Source organism: Stenotrophomonas sp. PS02300, assembly GCF_029959395.1.
Taxonomy (GTDB): domain Bacteria; phylum Pseudomonadota; class Gammaproteobacteria; order Xanthomonadales; family Xanthomonadaceae; genus Stenotrophomonas; species Stenotrophomonas maltophilia_AD.
Map to the genome: position 1 here is coordinate 1 of NZ_JASCOP010000088.1, position 18,065 is coordinate 18,065.

The 18,065-nt window shown below is 66.8% G+C and carries 19 protein-coding genes; 9 read left to right on the forward strand and 10 right to left on the reverse strand.

The genetic code is table 11. From position 1 onward, the window contains the following. Positions 1–177: 177 nt before the first annotated feature. From zupT to QMX79_RS14850, 3 genes are all read right to left on the reverse strand, one after another. Positions 178–987: a zinc transporter ZupT gene (zupT, locus tag QMX79_RS14840; RefSeq protein ID WP_282247413.1), complete on the reverse strand. Its 810-nt coding sequence runs from the start codon at positions 985–987 to the stop codon at positions 178–180. Between the two features lie 138 nt (positions 988–1,125). Continuing rightward, positions 1,126–1,542, reverse strand: a complete 417-nt coding sequence (locus tag QMX79_RS14845; RefSeq protein ID WP_282247414.1) for an energy transducer TonB — start codon at positions 1,540–1,542, stop codon at positions 1,126–1,128. A gap of 5 nt (positions 1,543–1,547) precedes the next feature. After that, entirely contained in the window at positions 1,548–1,889 is a 342-nt protein-coding gene (locus QMX79_RS14850) for a 4a-hydroxytetrahydrobiopterin dehydratase (protein WP_068854702.1), read from the reverse strand. A 91-nt stretch (positions 1,890–1,980) separates the two neighbouring features. Between QMX79_RS14850 and QMX79_RS14855 the strand changes: the two genes are divergently transcribed. After that, complete coding sequence (locus QMX79_RS14855; protein WP_068853063.1) at positions 1,981–2,580, forward strand: NfuA family Fe-S biogenesis protein; 600 nt, start codon at positions 1,981–1,983, stop codon at positions 2,578–2,580. A gap of 9 nt (positions 2,581–2,589) precedes the next feature. Next, the gene (locus QMX79_RS14860; RefSeq protein ID WP_282247415.1) at positions 2,590–4,359 is read left to right on the forward strand and encodes a hypothetical protein; all 1,770 of its coding nucleotides are present in this window, start codon (positions 2,590–2,592) and stop codon (positions 4,357–4,359) included. 18 nt (positions 4,360–4,377) lie between these two features. Here QMX79_RS14860 and QMX79_RS14865 read toward each other — a convergent pair whose 3' ends face one another. Continuing rightward, entirely contained in the window at positions 4,378–4,791 is a 414-nt protein-coding gene (locus QMX79_RS14865; protein ID WP_282247417.1) for a barstar family protein, read from the reverse strand. Beyond that, entirely contained in the window at positions 4,788–5,267 is a 480-nt protein-coding gene (locus tag QMX79_RS14870) for a ribonuclease domain-containing protein (protein WP_282247418.1), read from the reverse strand. Before QMX79_RS14870 ends, QMX79_RS14865 begins: the two co-directional genes overlap by 4 nt. A 252-nt stretch (positions 5,268–5,519) precedes the next feature. Here QMX79_RS14870 and QMX79_RS14875 point away from each other — a divergent pair, with 252 nt between their 5' ends. Then, a complete protein-coding gene (locus tag QMX79_RS14875; protein WP_282247419.1) occupies positions 5,520–6,131 on the forward strand; it encodes a superoxide dismutase in 612 nt (203 codons plus the stop codon). A 72-nt stretch (positions 6,132–6,203) separates the two neighbouring features. Here the strand turns inward: QMX79_RS14875 and QMX79_RS14880 are convergent, their stop codons facing one another. After that, the gene (locus QMX79_RS14880; RefSeq protein WP_282247420.1) at positions 6,204–7,049 is read right to left on the reverse strand and encodes an endonuclease/exonuclease/phosphatase family protein; all 846 of its coding nucleotides are present in this window, start codon (positions 7,047–7,049) and stop codon (positions 6,204–6,206) included. A gap of 164 nt (positions 7,050–7,213) precedes the next feature. On the opposite strand from QMX79_RS14880, the gene QMX79_RS14885 reads away from it, so the two are divergent. Further along, positions 7,214–8,776, forward strand: a complete 1,563-nt coding sequence (locus tag QMX79_RS14885; RefSeq protein ID WP_282247421.1) for an oligopeptide:H+ symporter — start codon at positions 7,214–7,216, stop codon at positions 8,774–8,776. Between the two features lie 8 nt (positions 8,777–8,784). Continuing rightward, entirely contained in the window at positions 8,785–9,411 is a 627-nt protein-coding gene (locus QMX79_RS14890) for a rhomboid family intramembrane serine protease (RefSeq protein WP_184126638.1), read from the forward strand. Positions 9,412–9,619: 208 nt separating this feature from the next. Here QMX79_RS14890 and QMX79_RS14895 read toward each other — a convergent pair whose 3' ends face one another. Continuing rightward, a complete protein-coding gene (locus QMX79_RS14895) occupies positions 9,620–9,796 on the reverse strand; it encodes a hypothetical protein (RefSeq protein WP_167693302.1) in 177 nt (58 codons plus the stop codon). A 212-nt stretch (positions 9,797–10,008) separates the two neighbouring features. Between QMX79_RS14895 and QMX79_RS14900 the strand changes: the two genes are divergently transcribed. From QMX79_RS14900 to cfa, 3 genes are all read left to right on the forward strand, one after another. Then, positions 10,009–10,308, forward strand: coding sequence for a GNAT family N-acetyltransferase (locus tag QMX79_RS14900; RefSeq protein WP_282247422.1), 300 nt, complete (start codon positions 10,009–10,011; stop codon positions 10,306–10,308). A gap of 62 nt (positions 10,309–10,370) precedes the next feature. Then, positions 10,371–11,231 carry a DUF3298 and DUF4163 domain-containing protein gene (locus tag QMX79_RS14905; RefSeq protein ID WP_282247423.1) on the forward strand — a complete coding sequence of 287 codons (861 nt, stop codon included), beginning with the start codon at positions 10,371–10,373 and terminating at the stop codon, positions 11,229–11,231. A gap of 12 nt (positions 11,232–11,243) precedes the next feature. Beyond that, positions 11,244–12,362: a cyclopropane fatty acyl phospholipid synthase gene (cfa, locus tag QMX79_RS14910; protein WP_282247424.1), complete on the forward strand. Its 1,119-nt coding sequence runs from the start codon at positions 11,244–11,246 to the stop codon at positions 12,360–12,362. Positions 12,363–12,437: 75 nt separating this feature from the next. On the opposite strand, the gene QMX79_RS14915 is transcribed toward cfa, so the two are convergent. Continuing rightward, positions 12,438–14,603 (reverse strand): M3 family metallopeptidase, encoded by a 2,166-nt coding sequence (locus QMX79_RS14915; protein ID WP_282247425.1) that lies wholly within the window; start codon positions 14,601–14,603, stop codon positions 12,438–12,440. Positions 14,604–14,728: 125 nt separating this feature from the next. On the opposite strand from QMX79_RS14915, the gene QMX79_RS14920 reads away from it, so the two are divergent. Beyond that, positions 14,729–15,211, forward strand: a complete 483-nt coding sequence (locus QMX79_RS14920) for a glutathione peroxidase (RefSeq protein WP_282247426.1) — start codon at positions 14,729–14,731, stop codon at positions 15,209–15,211. 4 nt (positions 15,212–15,215) lie between these two features. Here QMX79_RS14920 and QMX79_RS14925 read toward each other — a convergent pair whose 3' ends face one another. Beyond that, positions 15,216–15,995 (reverse strand): ferredoxin--NADP reductase, encoded by a 780-nt coding sequence (locus QMX79_RS14925; RefSeq protein WP_068853026.1) that lies wholly within the window; start codon positions 15,993–15,995, stop codon positions 15,216–15,218. Between the two features lie 84 nt (positions 15,996–16,079). Continuing rightward, the gene (locus QMX79_RS14930; RefSeq protein WP_282247427.1) at positions 16,080–17,951 is read right to left on the reverse strand and encodes an ABC transporter ATP-binding protein; all 1,872 of its coding nucleotides are present in this window, start codon (positions 17,949–17,951) and stop codon (positions 16,080–16,082) included. Positions 17,952–18,065 lie beyond the last annotated feature (114 nt).

Below are 18,065 nucleotides of genomic sequence, written 5' to 3' on the forward strand. Positions count from 1 at the left end.
GGGCGGGTTTGCAGGGGTGTGAGCCGCATGGATGCGGCGACCAAGCCCCCAGGGATGGGTTCACGGCGTCCCCTGCAAACCCGCACCGACCCGCCTAGCCAGAGGTCGTCGCAGCCCCGGGCTGTTCGCCCGGATGCATGAAGGTGCCGGGCGACGCCCGGTACCACGGCCTATCGTCTACCACTTGAACAACACCAGGCTGATGGCCAGGCTTGCCATGCCGGCGACCAGCCCGTACACGGTTTCGTGACCCTTGGCGTACCGCTTGGCCGCTGGCAGCAGCTCATCCAGCGCCAGGAACACCATCACCCCGGAGATCAGTCCGAACACCCAGCCGAACGTGGCGTGGTTGAGCACCCCGGACAACAGCACGTACCCGATCGCCGCACCAATCGGCTCGGCCAGGCCCGACAGCAGGCTGGCGCCGAACGCATAGAACTTGTTCTGGGTCGCGAAATAGACCGGCACCGCGATCGCGATGCCCTCGGGGATGTTGTGGATGGCGATCGCGAACGCCAGCGGCATGCCCACCGAAGGGCTCTCCAGCGTCGCAAAGAACGTGGCCAGGCCCTCCGGGAAGTTGTGCGCGGTGATCGCCACCGCCGTCAGCAGGCCCACCCGCTTGATGTAGGCCTTGTTGTTCTCCCGGAACATCGGGTCCTGCTTGTCCAGGCTCTCGTGTGGATTCGGGATCAGGTGATCGATCAGCACGATCAGCAGCACCCCGCACAGGAACGCCGCCGTGGCGTAGGCGTAGCCCACGCGCGCGTCATACGCCAGGGTGAACGAATCGATCGCCTTGGTCAGGATCTCGGTCAGCGACACGAACACCATCGCGCCGCCGGCGAAGGCCAGGCCAAAAGCAAGCAGGCGGGGGTTGGGGCGGCGCGAGAACAACACCATCAGGCTGCCCAGGCCGGTGGCCAGGCCGGCAGCCAGGGTCACCAGCAGGGCGACCCATACGTTTTCATTGCTAATTTCCAGCATGCGCCGCAGCGTCCTTTACACGGGTAACGCACCACGACCGCCCCGTTTCCGCCACGCCCGGGTGGACGTGCAGCGGGCAGGGCAGACGGGTGCGATCAGGGTGGGGGTAGGGCTGGCGTGTGCTGGCGGAGGAGGTGATCAGCCGCCGCGACGCAGGCGCTCTTCCACCGCGAAGCACTCGTCCGGCTTGGGCTGCGGCGGGTTGAAGCTCACCGGCACCTGGATGGTGGTGGGCACGGCCTGGCCGGCGCGGGTGGCCGCCTTGAACTGCCAGCCTTCCACCGCCTTCTGCGCCTGCTCGTCAAGCTGCGCGTTGCCGCTGCCGCTCACCAGCTGCACCTGGCCGGGCTTGCCGTCGGTACCCACCACCACCTTCAGCGTGGTGGTGCCGCCAATGGCCTGGCAGGCCAGCTCGATCGGGTACACCGGCGGCGGCGTCTTCACCGCGGCCACCTCGGTAGGCGCCGCCACCGGCGCCGCCGGCTGCGAAGATCCACCGCACCCGGCAAGGGCCAGCACCGCTGCGGACACCGCCACGCGTATCTGAATGTTCATCAAAATCACTCCGTCAGGCCCGAAGCCTTGGCTGCACAGATGAAGTCGTTCTCGCTCAACCCGCCCACGTCGTGGGTGGAAAAGCGCACCACGGCGCGGTCGTAATGCACCCCCAGGTCCGGGTGGTGGTCTTCGGCGTGGGCCACCCAGGCCAGGGCATTCACGAACGCCATGGTCTTGTAGTAGTCGGCGAAGCGGAAGGTCCGGGTCAGGGCCTGGCCCTGTTCGGCCAGCTCCCAGCCGGGAACCTGCGGCAGCAGCTCGGCTATCCGGGCTTCGCCCAGCTTGTGGTCGCTGCCCTTGCGCGGTACGCAACGGGCCTGCGCCAGCGGAATCAGGTCGGCCATGAAATCCTCCACCTCGTGTATGCCTGAACAATGCGCCGGACGGTGTATAAACCGAATGAGCGCATAACATGTAAGCCGCTAGAATAGCCGCATGATCCAGATCTCCGACACTGCCCAGACCTATTTCCGCAAGCTCATCGAGCGCGAAGCCGTGCCCGGCATGGGCGTGCGCCTCAGCGCCGTGGACGCCGGCACCCCGCGCGCCGACGCCCGGCTGGAGTTCGCCGAACCGGCCGACCTGCTCGGTGACGAGTGGGCGGTGGACTGCGACGGCTTCACCCTGTACGTGGCGTCCGACAGCGTGGGCTGGATGGACGGCGCCGACATCGACATCGTCACCAATGCCACCGGCGGCCAGCAGCTCACCATCAAGGCGCCGAAGATCAAGGGCGAAGCCCCGGCCGATTCGGCCTCGCTGGTCGAACGCGTGCGCTGGGTGGTGGAAAACGAAGTCAACCCGCAGCTGGCCTCGCACGGCGGCAAGGTCGCGGTGCAGGAAGTGTCTGCCGATGGCGTGGTGCTGCTGCGTTTCGGTGGCGGCTGCCAGGGCTGCGGCATGGCCGACGTCACCCTCAAGCAGGGCATCGAGAAGACCCTGATGGGCCGCGTGCCCGGCATCACCGCGGTACGTGACGCGACGGACCATGACAGCGGTCACGCGCCGTACATTCCCCGCGGCACGGCTGCCTGATCGGCCTGCGTGACACTGCGCCGGGCTGACGACATCCTCGACTGGCTGCTGGCGCGCCAGCCGGACAAACGCATCGTTGAAAAAACCACTGGCCTTCCCTACGGGTGGGGCCTGTGGCTGCGCGCGCTGACCCCGTTGCCGCGCCCGTTCCGTTCGACCGAAGTCATTGCCGAACTGATCCAACGCCCGTTGCCGGGCTCCCCCGGCCGGCTGCCGGCGCTGGGCTTCGTGCAGTCGCTGCGGCGCCTGCTCTGGCAGACCTGGGACCCGGCCCCGCGCGACCAGCGCTGGATGCGCTGGACCTCGGCGGTCATCAGCGTGCTGCTGCACGTCATGTTCGCCCTGCTGCTGCTGTGGGTGGCACTGATCCGCCCGCCGGTGCAGCCGGAGCAGGGCGGCGATGGCGGCCGCATCCAGGTGGAATTCCTGGGCAGCGGAACGCCGCAGGAAAGCGGTGGCGGCGAGCCCGCCGCTGCAGGCAGCGCGGCAGCGGCGGCTGCCGCGAGCGCCCAGGCTGAAGCCGCCGCCTCGCAGCCCCGTCCGGCGAGCGCTACCGCGGCCACCGCGCCGCAGCCGCCGGCATCCGCGCCGGAGCCGACTGCCAGTGCCGAACCCGTGCCGACACCGCCAGCCCCCGCACCCACGGCGGTTGAACAGCCCATCCAGGCCACCGATGTGGCCGAAGCCACCACCGATTTCGTAGTGCCGCCCACCAGCGTGCCGCGCACCGAAGTGCGGGTGATTCCGCGCGACGCGCCCGAGCCGCAGGTGCGCGAGCGCACCGTGGAAGTGCCGGAAACACCGACGCCGCCTTCGATCACCCCGTCCGTGCGCCCGGTGGAAACGCAGGTGCGCACGCGCGACGTGGCGGTGCGCGAACGCGAGGTCACCGTGGTCACCGCACCTACGGCGCCGGTGCCGGTGCCCGGTCCCCGGGTTGAGGTCAACGTGCCGCAGCGTGATCTGCAGGTGCGCGAACGTGAAGTCACGCCGGCGCCATCGGTGTCGGTCACGGTCGCACCGGTGCCGCAGCGCGAGATCACAGTGCCCGGGCGCAGCCCGGAGGTCGCGGTGCGCGAGCGCGCGGTGCCCAATGCCGCGCCACGCCAGGCCCCGGCCGCAGCGACCCCATCGCCTGCGGCGTCCGCGCCGTCGCCCACGCCAGCGGCGAGTACGGCCAGCCAGGCCGCTCCCAGCCGCAGTGCCGCGTCCAGCACCGCCCCGTCCCGCGCCCCGGCCGCGCGCCCGTCGCCCACGCCCGGCAACTGGGCCACGCCCGCTCGGGGCGATGATTGGGGCGCCGCCGACCGCAACCGGGCCGGCGAGCGCACGGGCGCGCAGGCCAACCAGGCCACCGGCCGCACCGGCGACGGCCTGTTCAATGCCGACGGCAGCGTGCGCGTGCCGGGGCAGGAAGGCAGCGGCGACAGCGAGCGCGGCGCGCCCGGTGGCGAGAACGACGGCTGGAGCCGCGAACGCATCGCCCAGTCCGGTACGTGGCTCAAGCGCCCGCCGTACGACTACACGCCGACCTCGTTCGACAAGTACTGGGCGCCGAACGAATCGCTGCTGGCCGAATGGGTGCGCAAGGGCATCAAGGCCGTGGAGATTCCGATTCCCGGCACCAGCTCGAAGATTTCCTGCGTGGTGTCGATCCTGCAGTTCGGCGGCGGCTGTGGCCTGAGCGACCCGAACATGCAGGACCAGCCGGCGGTGGCGCGCCCGCCGCCGGACATTCCGTTCAAGAAAGAACTACAGGACGACAACGGCAGCCGATGATGGCTTCGCCATCATCGGTTACCCGTTCAACGCGACGAACGCCCAGAACGGCACGTCCTGTTTGCTCCATGCCTCGCTGGCGTCGGCCAGGATATCGAGGAACGTGTCGAAGTCCTTTTCCGCGTCCTCCTGCAACCCGTCGGCATCGCTGAAGAACAGTGCATAGCCGTTCGCCTTCTGCCACGACAGATCGCGCAGGCAGTCCAGCAGCGCGTCCCAGTTGCCCCCGAACGTCTGCGGGAAGTCCAGCTGCGCGGCAACGCGCGCGATCAGCGTGCGCTTGTCATTGCACCCGTGCAGGTCAATCGTGGTCACGCGCAGCCCGGCATCGCGCATCGCGGCCGACAGCGGCCCAATGTCTTCATTGGTGACCGAGTACACGCCGGCATTGTTGATGTCGTCCAGACCCAGTTCGAATCCATCGTGGTTCATTGCCAGCTCCCGGCAGGTGGGACCTCGAAACTGCGGAAGGTTTCGTAATGGTCGTCGGTGTAGAACCAACCGGTCGGCGGAGTGCCGCCGGTCACGATGCGGCGTGCGCCGCGGTTGCCGGCACCCGGCGTGTCCACGGTGTATTCGCGGTAGTAGCCGCGCGGGCGATCCGGCAGGCGCTGTTCGCGGTTGCTGAAAACGCCGCCGTCCTGGCGGTGCGGGTAGGGGCCGCCGCGCTGGATCAGGACGATGGTCTGGCGTGCTTCGGCAGGCAGGAAGGCGGGCAGCGCGTCATGGGTGCGCTGCGCGGTGGCACCGGGGTTGGCCGGGGCGTTGTCGATCGGCGCAGTGTCGGCACCTGGCTGGGTCAGCGACGGCGCGAACTGCGGCGCCGGCGCGCGCTGGGCCAGTTTGATCGCGGCCAGGCCACCCACCAGGAGCACGATGGCGAGCAACAGCAATAAGGGTTTGCGCATGGGCGGGTATGCCGTGACGAGTAGGCTTACTGTACTGGTTCTTTGCTAAACACTGCGTGGTTGCCACGCAGGGCGTGGCACTACGTGGTCTTCCCGCCGAGCCGGTGATGGATTCGTCACCGATGCGTAACATGTATTCGACGCAGGACGAAGTTTCCTTTACCTGGGGGTTGGTAAGCTTGGCGGCCATCCCCATCATCGACTTCGCAACGCCCGGTCTTCGCCGGGCGAGTGAGCTACCAGGAGAACCACATGGCCTACACCCTCCCCAAGCTGTCCTACGCCTACGACGCGCTTGAGCCGCATATCGATGCGGCCACCATGGAAATCCACCACACCAAGCACCACCAGACCTACATCAACAACGTCAACGCGGCACTGGAAGGCACCGAGTACGCCGACCTGCCGGTTGAGGAACTGGTCAAGAAGCTCAAGTCGCTGCCGGAAAACCTGCAGGGCCCGGTGCGCAACAACGGTGGCGGCCACGCCAACCACACCCTGTTCTGGACCGTGATGGCGCCCAATGCCGGCGGCAACCCGACCGGCGACGTCGGCCAGGCCATCGACGCCCAGCTGGGCGGTTTCGAGAAGTTCAAGGAAGCCTTCACCAAGGCTGCTCTGACCCGTTTCGGCAGCGGCTGGGCGTGGCTGAGCGTCACCCCGGACAAGAAGCTGGTGGTGGAAAGCACCGGCAACCAGGACAGCCCGCTGATGGAAGGCAACACGCCGATCCTGGGCCTGGACGTGTGGGAACACGCGTACTACCTGAAGTACCAGAACCGTCGCCCGGAATACATCGGCGCGTTCTTCAACGTGGTCGACTGGAAGGAAGTCGAGCGTCGTTACCAGGACGCCATCGCCTGATCGACAGGGCGACCTGAGAACCATGAAGGCCAGGCAGAAATGCCTGGCCTTTTCGTTGGTCGCTACCGCTGGCTAACGTGCGGCCGCATCACCCTGCAGCCGCAGGGTGGCGATGATGCCCAGGCGCAGGGCGCCGATATCGGTGCCTTCCAGTGCGGGCAGCTTCAGCGGTTGCAGGCCCTGGCCGGCGAAGTGGCTTACCTGGAACAGCACGTCCAGGCCATGGCCGCCCGCGACACCGGCTGCCGACGGCGGGTCGACGCGCTCGCCGGGGTTCTTGCGCGCCGGCTGGAAGCCGGGCGAGCTGCGGACCAGTTCGTCGGTATCGGCCGAGAAGTCGCCGGCGATCAAGGACGGCAGGCCATCGGAGGTGGCCCCGATCCAGGTCATCAGGTCACTGGTCTGGTGCCTGCGCACCAGCGCCTCGTCCGGGTCCGGGCGCAGCCGGGCCACGTAGATGTTGACCTGCTCCTCCTGCAGGTTCACCCGCAGCATGCCGGCCGCGCTGAAGCGGCCCGGCGGGTGGAGCAGGGTGACCCCGTCTTCGGCCACCGGCAGCCGGCTGAGCATGGCACTGCCATGGCGCAGCGCCTGGCTGGGCGGGTCGGCGGTGACGAAGTCGCAGCTGTAGCGCAGGCGGGTGGCCAGCCAGCAGGCAGGGTTGCCGCCCTTGGTCTGCAGCACCCGCTGGACGGCGATGACGTCCGGCTGCAGGCCTTCCAGCACCTGCAGCAGCTGGTCGCGGCGCTGCTCCCATTCGGCCTCGTCGGCTGCCGGCAGCTCCAGCGTGGCGATCCTGAGCAGGCGCGGTGCCGCCTCGCCCTGCCGGGCATGGGCAGGCAGCGTGGGGGTGGTCAACAACAGGAGCAGGAACCAGCCGTGCCAGCGTCCTGCGACAACCGTGGGGAGGAGGCGCATAACGATAAGTTTACGCTTGGGCCGTCGACGTGCCGTGACTTCCGTCAAACGATTTCAGAGGCCTGCCATTGCGCGGCGGCGTTGTCACGTTCGGCCGCAACGTGCGCGCCCCGGGTGCTTCCGGTAACCTTGCGCCCTTTGAACCCGCAGGACAGCCCCATAGAATGAGCACGACCGCAGCCGCCAGCGCTGGCAAGGGAAGCATGCCGCGCCAGATTCCGTACATCATCGGCAATGAGGCCTGCGAGCGGTTCAGCTTCTATGGGATGCGCAACATCCTGGTGCAGTTCCTGATCACCTCGCTGCTGCTGCAGGAGATCACCGCCGATGGCCGGGCCGGCGAGGCCAAGGACATCATGCACAGCTTCATGATCGGCGTGTACTTCTTCCCGCTGCTGGGCGGCTGGCTGGCCGACAAGTTCTTCGGCAAGTACCACACCATCCTGTGGTTCAGCCTGATCTACTGCGCCGGCCACGCCTGCCTGGCGCTGTTCGAGAACAGCCGCGAAGGCTTCTTCCTCGGCCTGGGCCTGATCGCGCTGGGTGCCGGTGGCATCAAGCCGCTGGTGGCCTCGTTCATGGGCGACCAGTTCGACCAGAGCAACAAGCACCTGGCCAAGTTCGTCTTCGACGCCTTCTACTGGATCATCAACTTCGGTTCGCTGTTCGCCTCGCTGCTGATCCCGCTGGCGCTGAAGAACCTGGGCCCGCAGTGGGCGTTCGGCATCCCGGGCATCCTGATGTTCGTGGCCACCTTCGTGTTCTGGCTGGGCCGCAAGCGCTATGTGCTGGTGCCGCTGCCGCCGAAGGACCCGCATTCGTTCGGCAACGTGGTGCGCACCGCGCTGACCGCGCAGGTGCCGGGCAAGGGCCGCCCGGGTCTTACCCTGGCCATCCTGGGCATGGTGCTGGCGGTGGCGTCGATGGGTCTGGTCGGCAGCCTGGGCATCGTGATCTGCCTGTGCATCGCGCTGGTGCTGGTGCTGGCCGGCGTGGGTGGCGGTACCTGGATCCAGCTCGAGCGCGCCCGCGCCGTGCACCCGGCCGAGGCCGTGGAAGGCGTGCGTTCGGTGCTGCGGGTGCTGGTGATCTTCGCGCTGACCACCCCCTTCTTCTCGCTGTTCGACCAGAAGGCCTCCACCTGGGTGCTGCAGGGCCAGCAGATGGCCATGCCCTCGTGGTTCACCGCCTCGCAGATGCAGGCGCTGAACCCGCTGCTGGTGATGATCCTGATTCCGTTCAACAACCTGGTGCTGTACCCGGCCCTGCGCCGCTTCGGCTTCGAGCCGACCGCGCTGCGCCGCATGACCGCCGGCATCGCCTTCAGCGGCCTGGCCTGGATCGTGGTCGGTGGCATCCAGGTGATGATGGATGGTGGCAACGTCATGTCCATCTTCTGGCAGATGCTGCCGTACGCGCTGCTCACCTTCGGTGAGGTGCTGGTCTCGGCCACCGGCCTGGAGTTCGCCTACAGCCAGGCACCGCAGGCGATGAAGGGCGTGGTGATGAGCTTCTGGAACCTCACCACCACCATCGGCAACCTGTGGGTGCTGCTGTCCAACGCGGCGGTGCGCAACGACACGGTGACCCACAAGATCGCCAGCACCGGGCTCAGCGAGGCCGCGTTCCTGATGTTCTTCTTCGCCGGCTTCGCCTTCGTGGCGGCGTTGGCCTTCGGTTGGTATGCCAAGCGCTATCGTATGGTCGACAACTACCGCGCTGCCTGAGTACCGCCATGACCCCCGTCAACCTGCTGCTGATCGCCATCACCGTCCTGGTCTCGTGGATGGCGTTCAAGAACCGCGCCCTGGCCGACCGCCTGATCCTGTGGCCGCCGGCCGTGGACCGCAAGCGCCAGTACGACCGCCTGGTGACCTATGGGTTCATCCACGCGGACCTGGCGCACCTGGCCTTCAACATGATCACGCTGTTCTTCTTCGGCGGCCAGATCGAGTCGGTGATGGTCAACCTCACCGGCAGCTACCTCACGTACCCGGCGTTCTACCTGGGGGCGCTGGTGGTGTCGATCCTGCCCAGCTACCTGAAAAACCAGAAGAACCCGAACTACATGAGCCTGGGCGCGTCGGGCGCGGTGTCGGCGGTGCTGTTCGCCTTCATCCTGATCAGCCCGTGGAGCATCATCTTCGTGTTCTTCATCCCGGCGCCGGCGATCATCTACGCCGCGTTCTACGTGGGCTACAGCATCTGGATGGACCGCAAGGGCGGTGACCGCATCAACCACAGCGCGCACCTGGCCGGTGCGGCGTTCGGCGTGATCTTCATGCTGGCAATGCGCCCGGCGATCTTCGATCACTTCCTGCGCGAGCTGAGCAACCCGCGCTTCAGCCTGGGCGGCGGCTGACCGGGACGGCGGTCACGCAAGGAACGGCGTAGCCGTTCCTAACGTCGCTTGTCGACGGCCCGAAGGGGGCCTGCCGCAAGCAGGCATACCAACGGTCGTGACCTACCGCCGGGGACGGTGCCGGCAAATCGGATACGGTGCCGGCAAATCGGATACGGTGCCGGCAAATCGGGTAGGTCACGACCGTTGGTCGTGACCCTCGGCAACCTCACGCAGCGAAACGCTGGTCGGTACCGTAGGTGCTGAGCAGGCGGGTGTAGACCTCGTGGTCGATCAGGTCGAATTCCGAGCCTTGGGTCTGGCCGTTCAGGGCCAGCTGGAACAGGCCTTCCAGCAGCGAGCTGTCGGCGTCGCCGGGCTGGGTGAAGTCGGGTGCATGGTCCATGTGGTGCTCCTTGGGACACGGATGGGGCAGACAGGTGTCGCAAAACGCGTGCCAGCTTTTGCGGCCTGTCCGAAACCGATATCGGCTTGAATCGGCCGGACTTTAGGTCCCGATGTGACCAAATGCGTCGCCTGTTGCCCCTGTTCAGGCTTCACGCGATCATGGCGCTACGCTGCGCACTATCGCGACAGTCGCCGCAGGAGACACCGCCCATGGCTTCGGTCACCCCGCCCGGATTGGCGTACGAGGTGGAGCACGATCTGGCCCGCCACCGGTTCCAGGCCCGGATCCAGGGATACCTGGCGCTGCTGGATTACCAGATCAAGCGGAAGCGGATGGTCATCACCCATACCGAGGTGCCCGAGGCCATTGCCGGGCGGGGCATCGCCGGGGAGCTGACCAAGGTCGCCCTGCGCTATGCGCGGGACAACAAACTCAAGGTCGTGCCGGCCTGCGCCTACGCCGAGCAGTTCTTCGAACGGCACGCCGAGTACCAGGACCTGCTGGCGTAGCAGGCACAGGTTGTTTTCACGGACGAAGGATCATCATGCTGGGTTTCAACAAGGGGATTGCAATGAACATCGCAGGAAACCGCCGCGCGCTGCGTACCGGCGCGCTGGCGTTGGCCGTGGGGCTGGTGCTGCTGGCGGGCTGCAAGCGCGAGGCCGATACCGCCGTCGCGCCGACCACCGACACCACGGCCGCGCAGCCGGACACCACCGCACCGCAGGCCGCCGTCGAGGCCCCGCTGGAGCTGCGTGACGTGATTGAAAACACCCCGCAGGCGGTGGTGGGCATCAGCTACCCGCAGGACGTGAACCGCTTCCCGGGGCTGGCCAAGGCACTGTCGGACTACGCCACGGCCGCGCGCGCTGAACTGCAGCAGGCCGTGGACGGGCTGGGCAACGACAAGCCGACCATGCCCTACGAGCTGTCGCTGAGCTTCGAAAAGGTGCTGGAAACCCCGCAGCTGGTGGTGATCAGCGCCGATGGCAGCCGCTACACCGGCGGTGCCCATGGCGAACCGCTGGTGGCGCGTTTCGTGTGGCTGCCGGAAACGCAGACCATGCTCACCGCCGACAAGCTGATCGCCGACACCAAGGGCTGGGGCGTGGTCAGCGATTACATCGCCGACCAGCTCAAGGAGCGCGTGGCGACCCGGCTGAGCAGCGAAGACATGGAGCCGGGCCAGCTGCAGGAATCGCTGCGCAGCGCCAGCCGCATGATTGCCGACGGCACCGGGGCCAGCGCCGAGAACTTCAGCCAGTTCCAGCCGATGACCGATCCCAACGGACTGATCACCGCCGTGCGTTTCGTGTTCCCGCCGTACCAGGTGGGGCCGTATTCGGATGGCACCCAGACCGTGGACGTGCCGGCCGCCGTGCTGGTGCCGCACGTGGCCCCGGCCTACGCCGCGTTGTTCGCCAAGGGCTAGTGGAGGGCGACCGTGGACGGGGGGCTGCAACGACGGGTGATCGAGTTGCTGCACGAGGCGGGCGTCACCGTCGACGGTGACCGCCCGCACGACATCCACGTGCACGACCCGCACTTCTATGCGCGCGTGATCGCGCACGGGTCGCTCGGCCTGGGCGAAAGCTACATGGATGGGCAATGGGACGCGGAATCACTGGACGGTTTCCTGCTGCACCTGATGCAGGCGCACCTGGACGAACGCGTGCACGGCTGGCGCGAACTGGGCGATGCGCTGAAGGCGCGCCTGTTCAACCTGCAGGCCGGCGGCGGCAACCTCGAGGTGGGCCGCCGCCACTACGACCTGGGCAACGACCTGTACCACGCGATGCTTGGCAGGCGGCTGGTCTACAGCTGTGCGTACTGGGCAGGCGCGGGCGACCTGGATACCGCGCAGGAAGCCAAGCTCGATCTGATCTGCCGCAAGCTCGGGCTGGGCCCGGGCCAGCGCGTGCTGGACATCGGCTGCGGCTGGGGCGAGGCCCTGAAGTTTGCCGCCGAGCGCTACGGCGTGTCCGGCGTGGGCATCACCATCTCGCAGGAGCAGGCCGACTACGCGCGTGAGCTGTGTGCGGGCTTGCCGATCGAGATCCGCCTGCAGGACTACCACGAGGTCGACGAGACCTTCGATGCGATCCTGTCGGTGGGCATGTTCGAACACGTGGGCGACAAGAACTACCGCAGCTATTTCGAGATGGCACGGCGCTGCCTGGCGCCGGATGGGTTGTTCCTGCTGCACAGCATCGGCAGCAACCTGTCGCGGCACCGTACCGATCCGTGGATCGCGCGCTACATCTTCCCGAACTCGATGCTGCCCTCGGCCGCGCAGATCACGGCGGCCTACGAGGGCCTGTTCGTGCTGGAGGACTGGCACAGCTTCGGTGCCGACTATGACCGCACCCTGCGGGCCTGGCGCAGCAACGTGGAAGCGGCCTGGCCACGGCTGGACCCGCAACGCTACGACGAACGCTTCAGGCGCATGTGGCGGTTCTACCTGGCCGGCTCGATGGCCAGCTTCCGCTGCCGGCATGCGCAGCTGTGGCAGCTGGTGCTGTCGCCCAACGGCGTGCCGGGTGGATACGTCGCGCCGCGCTGATGGCCCCGGCGGGATGACGCCCAACAAAAAACCGCCCGGCTTTCGCCGGGCGGTTTTGTTTTTGTACGTTCCGATTTACTTCTTTTCTGCGGTCAAGCCACGCTTCTCGAGCAGCGGCTCGATCTGCGGTTCGTGGCCGGCGAAGTTCTGGAACAGCTGCATCGCATCCACGCTGCCACCCTTGGACAACAGGGTTTCGCGGAAATGGTCGCCGTTCTTGCGGCTCAGGCCGCCGTTCTCGCGGAACCACTTCTGGGTGTTGGCATCGAGCACTTCCGACCAGATGTAGGCGTAGTAGCCGGCCGAGTAGCCGCCCATGATGTGGCTGAAGTACGGGGTCTTGTAGCGCGGCGGCACCGGCGCGTAGTAGATGCCGTCCTTCTCCAGCGCGGCGCGCTCGAAGGCCATCACGTCCTTGGCGGCCGGCACCTGGTCCGGGCCGATCTGGTGCCAGCGCTGGTCCAGCATGGCCGCACCCAGGTACTCGGTGGTGGCAAAGCCCTGGTTGAACTTGGCCGCGGCGATCACCTTGTCCAGCAGCGCCTGCGGCATCGCAGTGCCGTTCTGGTAGTGCTTGGCGTAGTTCTTCAGGATGAGCGGGTTGTCCGACCACATCTCGTTGACCTGCGAGGGGAACTCGACGAAGTCACGCGGCACCGAGGTGCCCGAGAAGTAGGGGTACTTCACGTTCGAGAACGTGCCGTGCAGGGCATGGCCGAATTCGTGGAAGGTGGTGGTCACTTCGTCCCAGGTCAGCAGGGTCGGCTGGCCGGCCGGCGGCTTGGGAATGTTGAGGTGGTTGGCCACCACCGGCTTGAAGCCGGTCAGCGCCGACTGCGAGACGTAGGAGTTCATCCACGCACCGCCACGCTTGGACGCGCGTGCGTACGGATCGAAGATGAAGATCGCCAGCTGGCTGCCGTCGGCGTCGAACACGTCGTAGACGGTCACGTCGTCGTGGTACACCGGCAGGTCGGTGCGCTGCTTGAAGGTCAGGCCGTATTCCTGGTTGGCGGCGAAGAACACACCGTTTTCCAGCACGTTCTTCAGCTCGAAGTACGGCTTGAGCTGGGATTCGTCGAAGTTGTACTTGGCCTGGCGCACCTTCTCGCTGTAGTAGGCCCAATCCCACGCTTCGAGCTGGAAGGGCTTCTTGCCGGCGGCCTTCTGTTCCTTGTCGATCATCGCCTGCAGGTCGGCCGCTTCGCGCTTGGCGTTGGCGACCGCGGCCGGGGCGAGCTGGCCGAGCATGGCGTTGACCGCTTCGGGGGTCTTGGCGGTCTGGTTGGTCAGGTTGTAGGCGGCGAAGTTGTCGAAGCCCATCAGCTTGGCCTTGTCGGCGCGCAGCTGCATGATGCGCGCGACCAGCGCGGTGTTGTCGAACTCGCCACCGCGGCTGCCACGGGTGACCGAGGCGTCGTAGATCTTCTTGCGCAGGTCGCGGTTGGCCAGGTTGGTCAACGGCGGCTGGCCGGTGGTATTGAGCAGGGCGATGACGTACTTGCCGTCCAGCTTGCGGGCCTTGGCCGCTTCGGAGGCGGCAGCGATCTGCTCGGCCGACAGGCCGTCGAGCTGCTTGACGTCGTCGACGATCACGGCCGAGGCGTTCACTTCGTTCTGCACGTTCTGGCTGAACTTGGTGCCCAGGTTGGCCAGCTCGGCGTTCATTTCCTTGAGCTTGGTCTTGTCGGCCTCATTGAGCTTGGCGCCGGCGCGCACATAGCTCTCGTAGTACTTCTCGACCAGGCGCACGCCTTCGGCATCCAGGCCAAGCTGGGTGCGGGTGTCATACAGGGCCTGGATGCGGGCGAACAGCTTGCCGTTCAGCGCGATCGCATCGCTGTGCGCGGCGAACTTCGCCGAGTAGTCGGCCTGCAGCTTCTTGCGCGCATCGTTGGTGTCGGCGCCGACCAGGCTGAAGAACACGGTGGTGGCGCGGTCCAGGGTGTCACCGCTCTTTTCCAGCGCGATGAGGGTGTTGTCGAAGGTCGGCTTGGCCTTGTTGTTGGCGATCGCCTCCACTTCCTTCAGCTGCTGGGCCATGCCGGCATCGAAGGCGGGGGCGAAGTCGCTGTCCTTGATCTTGTCGAACTGCGGGTAGTGCAGCGGCAGGGTGCTGTCGGCGAAGAACGGGTTGGCCTGCTGGGCGGCGTTGGCGGCCGGGGCGGCGGCAACGGCGGAATAGGCGGGCAGGGCAAGGCCGAGGGTCACGGCGACGGCAAGGGCAAGACGGGTGGTCAAGGGGTAATCTCCGGTCAGACAAGTGCCCGAGGTTAACCCGGGGTGAGGGGTGCGGGCTTGTGTCGAAAGGCATGTGCGCAGGCGCGCAGCCGTACAATGACCGGAACCCCTGTTGGAGCACGACCATGACCACTGCATTCGATTTCTCGTTCGTGGACCTGGACGGCCAGACCCAGGACCTTGACCAGTACCGGGGCAAGGCGCTGCTGCTGGTGAACGTGGCCAGCAAATGCGGCTTCACGCCCCAGTACGAGGGCCTGGAGAAGGTATGGAGCGAGTACCGCGACCAGGGCCTGGTGGTGATCGGCTTCCCGTGCGACCAGTTCGGCCACCAGGAACCCGGCAACGCGGAGGAGATCCGCAGTTTCTGCTCGCTGACCTATCAAGTGGACTTCCCGCTGTCAGGGAAGATCGAGGTCAACGGGGATGGCGCGCATCCGCTCTGGAAATGGCTGAAGGCCGAGAAGTCCGGCCTGCTGGGCATCGGTGCGATCAAATGGAACTTCAGCAAGTTCCTGGTCGGCCGTGATGGCCAGGTGCGCGAGCGTTACGCGCCCACCGACAAGCCGGAAAACCTGCGCGGCGATATCGAAGCCGCGCTGGAATAGCCGTTTATTTTTCGACGAATGCGCGCTCGAACACGTAGTGGCCGGGCGTACCGATCCGCGGCGAGGTCTGGAAGCCACGGGCGTCCAGCACGCTGCGCAGGTCGGCCAGCATCTGCGGGCTGCCGCAGATCATGGCGCGGTCGTTTTCCGGGCTCAGTTCGGGCAGGCCGAGGGTGCGCTGCATCTCGCCGCTTTCCATCAGCGAGGTCAGCCGGCCCTGGTTCGGGAACGGCTCGCGGGTCACGGCCGGGTAGTAGAGCAGCTTGTCGCCGATCATCTCGCCCAGGAACTCGTGTTCGCGCAGTTCCTTCTCGAACAGCTCGCGGTAGGCCAGGTCCTTTTCGTAGCGCACGCCGTGGGTGAGGATCACCTTGTCGAAGCGCTCGTAGGTTTCCGGGTCCTTGATCACCGACAGCCACGGCGCCAGGCCGGTGCCGGTGCCCAGCAGGTACAGGTGTTTGCCCGGGTGCAGGTCGCTGATCAGCAGGGTGCCGGTGGGCTTTTTGCCAACCAGTACCTTGTCGCCCGGCTTGATGTGCTGCAGGCGCGAGGTCAGCGGGCCGTCCTGGACCTTGATGCTGAAGAACTCCAGGTTCTCTTCCCAGTTCGCGCTGGCGATGGAATACGCGCGCAGCAGCGGGCGCGCTTCGGTTTCCAGGCCGATCATCACGAACTGGCCGTTCTCGAAGCGGAAACCGCTGTCGCGGGTCGTGGTGAAGCTGAAGTAGGCGTCGGTCCAGTGACGGACCTCAAGCACCGTTTCGGCGCCGAAAGCGGAAGACATGGGGAGGGGGTCTGATCTGTGTTGTCCCCTCCAGTTTATCTCAAATGAGATAAATTCTCATTGAACCCCGTTCAGCGGGGTGCTTTACCGATATCCGGCGGCCTGCAGTTCGAACAGCTCGGCGTAGCGGCCGCCCTGCGCCATCAGCTGGGCGTGGGTGCCGCTGGCCTCGATCCGGCCACCGGCCAGCACCAGGATCCGGTCGGCCATGCGTACCGACGAGAACCGGTGCGAGATAAGCACGGCGGTGCGGTTGTCGGACAGTTCCTTGAAGCGCTGGAACACCTCGAATTCGGCGCGCGCATCCAGCGCGGCGGTGGGCTCGTCCAGGATCATCACCTGCGCATCGCGCATGTAGGCGCGGGCAATGGCGATCTTCTGCCACTGGCCGCCGGACAGGTCCACGCCCTGCTTGAAGCGGCGCCCGATCAGCTGCTCGTAGCCATGGGGCAGCCCGGCAATCACGTCCTCGGCCATGCCACGGCGCGCGGCGTCGCGGATGCGCGCATCGTCGGTCATCGCCTCGACCAGGCCCACCCCGATGTTCTCGCCGGCACTGAGGTTGTAGCGCACGAAATCCTGGAAGATCACCCCCATGTTGGCGCGCAGGTCGTCCAGGTCGTATTCGCGCAGGTCGCGGCCATCGAGCAGGATGCGGCCCTCATCGGGGTCGTACAGCCGCGCCAGCAGTTTCACCAGCGTGGTCTTGCCCGCGCCGTTCTCGCCGACCAGCGCCAGCACTTCGCCGGCACGCAGCTCGAAGTCGAGATGACGCACCGCCCAGCTTTCCGCATCGGGATACTGGAAGCCCACGTTCTCGAACACGAAGCCCTGGGTGATCGGCTGCGGCACCGGCACCGCATCGGGGCGCGAATGGATTTCCGGCTGGATCTGGAAGAACGAGAACAGATCATCCAGGTACAGCGCCTGGCTGGCCACCTGCGAAAAGCCGATCAGCAGGCCTTCCAGCAGCTGGCGCAGGCGCAGGAAGCTGCCGGCCAGGAAGGTCAGGTCGCCGATGGAGAAATCGCCGCGCACCGTGCGCCAGGCAATGTAGGCATAGGCGGTGTAGTAGCCGAGCGTGCCCAGGGCGGCCAGCAGCGTGCCCCAGAACGCGCGTTTGCGCGCCAGCGCGCGGTTGGCGCGGAAGAACTTGTCGGCCAGGAACCGGTAGCGGTCGATCAGGAAGCGGTGGAGGTTGAAGATCTTCACCTCCTTGGCGGTTTCCACGCTGGCGCCGATCTGGCGCAGGTAGTCCAGCTGCCGGCGCTCGGGGGTCCACTGGAAGTTGAGGCTGTAGCCGGCGGCGTTGAAGTGCGATTCGCCGATGAACGCCGGCACCAGTGCGACGCCCAGCAGCAGGATCAGCCACGGCGCATAGACCAGCAGGCCTACCGCCAGGCTGGCCACGGTGATGGCGTCCTGGACCTGGCCGAACAGCTGGCTCATCAGGTTCATCCGCCCCATGGTCTGGCGCCGGGCGCGGTCCAGCTTGTCCTGCAGGTCCGGGTCCTCGAAGTCCTCCAGGTCCAGTTCGGCCGCGTGTTCCATCAGGCGCACGCTGGTGACGTTGGTGAACAGCTCCGACAGCAGGGTGTCGGCGTAGCTGACGATGCGGCCGAGCAGGTCCGAGGCGATGGCCAGGCCGAATTCCAGCGCCAGCAGGCCCAGCAGCGGGTTGAGCAGGCCGCTGTACAGCGCTTCATCGAACGGCGGGAAGCCGGCCTCGTGCCGGCTCAGCAGCAGCGCCGCATCGATGATGAGCTTGCCCACGTACAGCATCGCCACCGGCAGCAGCGCGCGGATGACGCGCAGGCCCAGGCTGGCGCTGGCCAGTGCCGGGCTGGTCTGCCAGACCTGGCGCAGGAACGGGGGCAGGTTGCGCATCGCCTGGAAGCGTTCGCGCAGGCTGGGATTCTTCGGGCCGGAAGCGCCGGCGGCGGGGGAGGCGGGCATGGCCGACATTGTGCCCGTGCTGGACGTGAGTGTCCGGTGGGTACCACGCGCGGCGCGTCGCGCCGTGGGCCCCCCCCCCCCCCGGCGGGGCCCCCCCCCCCCCCCCCCCCCCCC

What these genes read in the sequence shown, in the direction of transcription:
- QMX79_RS14925 (WP_068853026.1), bottom strand. Translation starts at nt 15,995, where the DNA reads ATGTCTTCCGCTTTCGGCGCCGAAACGGTGCTTGAGGTCCGTCACTGG.
- QMX79_RS14870 (WP_282247418.1), bottom strand. Translation starts at nt 5,267, where the DNA reads ATGCGCAAACCCTTATTGCTGTTGCTCGCCATCGTGCTCCTGGTGGGT.
- QMX79_RS14905 (WP_282247423.1), top strand. Translation starts at nt 10,371, where the DNA reads ATGAACATCGCAGGAAACCGCCGCGCGCTGCGTACCGGCGCGCTGGCG.
- QMX79_RS14895 (WP_167693302.1), bottom strand. Translation starts at nt 9,796, where the DNA reads ATGGACCATGCACCCGACTTCACCCAGCCCGGCGACGCCGACAGCTCG.
- QMX79_RS14890 (WP_184126638.1), top strand. Translation starts at nt 8,785, where the DNA reads ATGACCCCCGTCAACCTGCTGCTGATCGCCATCACCGTCCTGGTCTCG.
- QMX79_RS14920 (WP_282247426.1), top strand. Translation starts at nt 14,729, where the DNA reads ATGACCACTGCATTCGATTTCTCGTTCGTGGACCTGGACGGCCAGACC.
- QMX79_RS14875 (WP_282247419.1), top strand. Translation starts at nt 5,520, where the DNA reads ATGGCCTACACCCTCCCCAAGCTGTCCTACGCCTACGACGCGCTTGAG.
- QMX79_RS14930 (WP_282247427.1), bottom strand. Translation starts at nt 17,951, where the DNA reads ATGCCCGCCTCCCCCGCCGCCGGCGCTTCCGGCCCGAAGAATCCCAGC.
- QMX79_RS14880 (WP_282247420.1), bottom strand. Translation starts at nt 7,049, where the DNA reads ATGCGCCTCCTCCCCACGGTTGTCGCAGGACGCTGGCACGGCTGGTTC.
- QMX79_RS14885 (WP_282247421.1), top strand. Translation starts at nt 7,214, where the DNA reads ATGAGCACGACCGCAGCCGCCAGCGCTGGCAAGGGAAGCATGCCGCGC.
- QMX79_RS14865 (WP_282247417.1), bottom strand. Translation starts at nt 4,791, where the DNA reads ATGAACCACGATGGATTCGAACTGGGTCTGGACGACATCAACAATGCC.
- QMX79_RS14845 (WP_282247414.1), bottom strand. Translation starts at nt 1,542, where the DNA reads ATGAACATTCAGATACGCGTGGCGGTGTCCGCAGCGGTGCTGGCCCTT.
- QMX79_RS14900 (WP_282247422.1), top strand. Translation starts at nt 10,009, where the DNA reads ATGGCTTCGGTCACCCCGCCCGGATTGGCGTACGAGGTGGAGCACGAT.
- QMX79_RS14855 (WP_068853063.1), top strand. Translation starts at nt 1,981, where the DNA reads ATGATCCAGATCTCCGACACTGCCCAGACCTATTTCCGCAAGCTCATC.
- QMX79_RS14850 (WP_068854702.1), bottom strand. Translation starts at nt 1,889, where the DNA reads ATGGCCGACCTGATTCCGCTGGCGCAGGCCCGTTGCGTACCGCGCAAG.
- zupT (WP_282247413.1), bottom strand. Translation starts at nt 987, where the DNA reads ATGCTGGAAATTAGCAATGAAAACGTATGGGTCGCCCTGCTGGTGACC.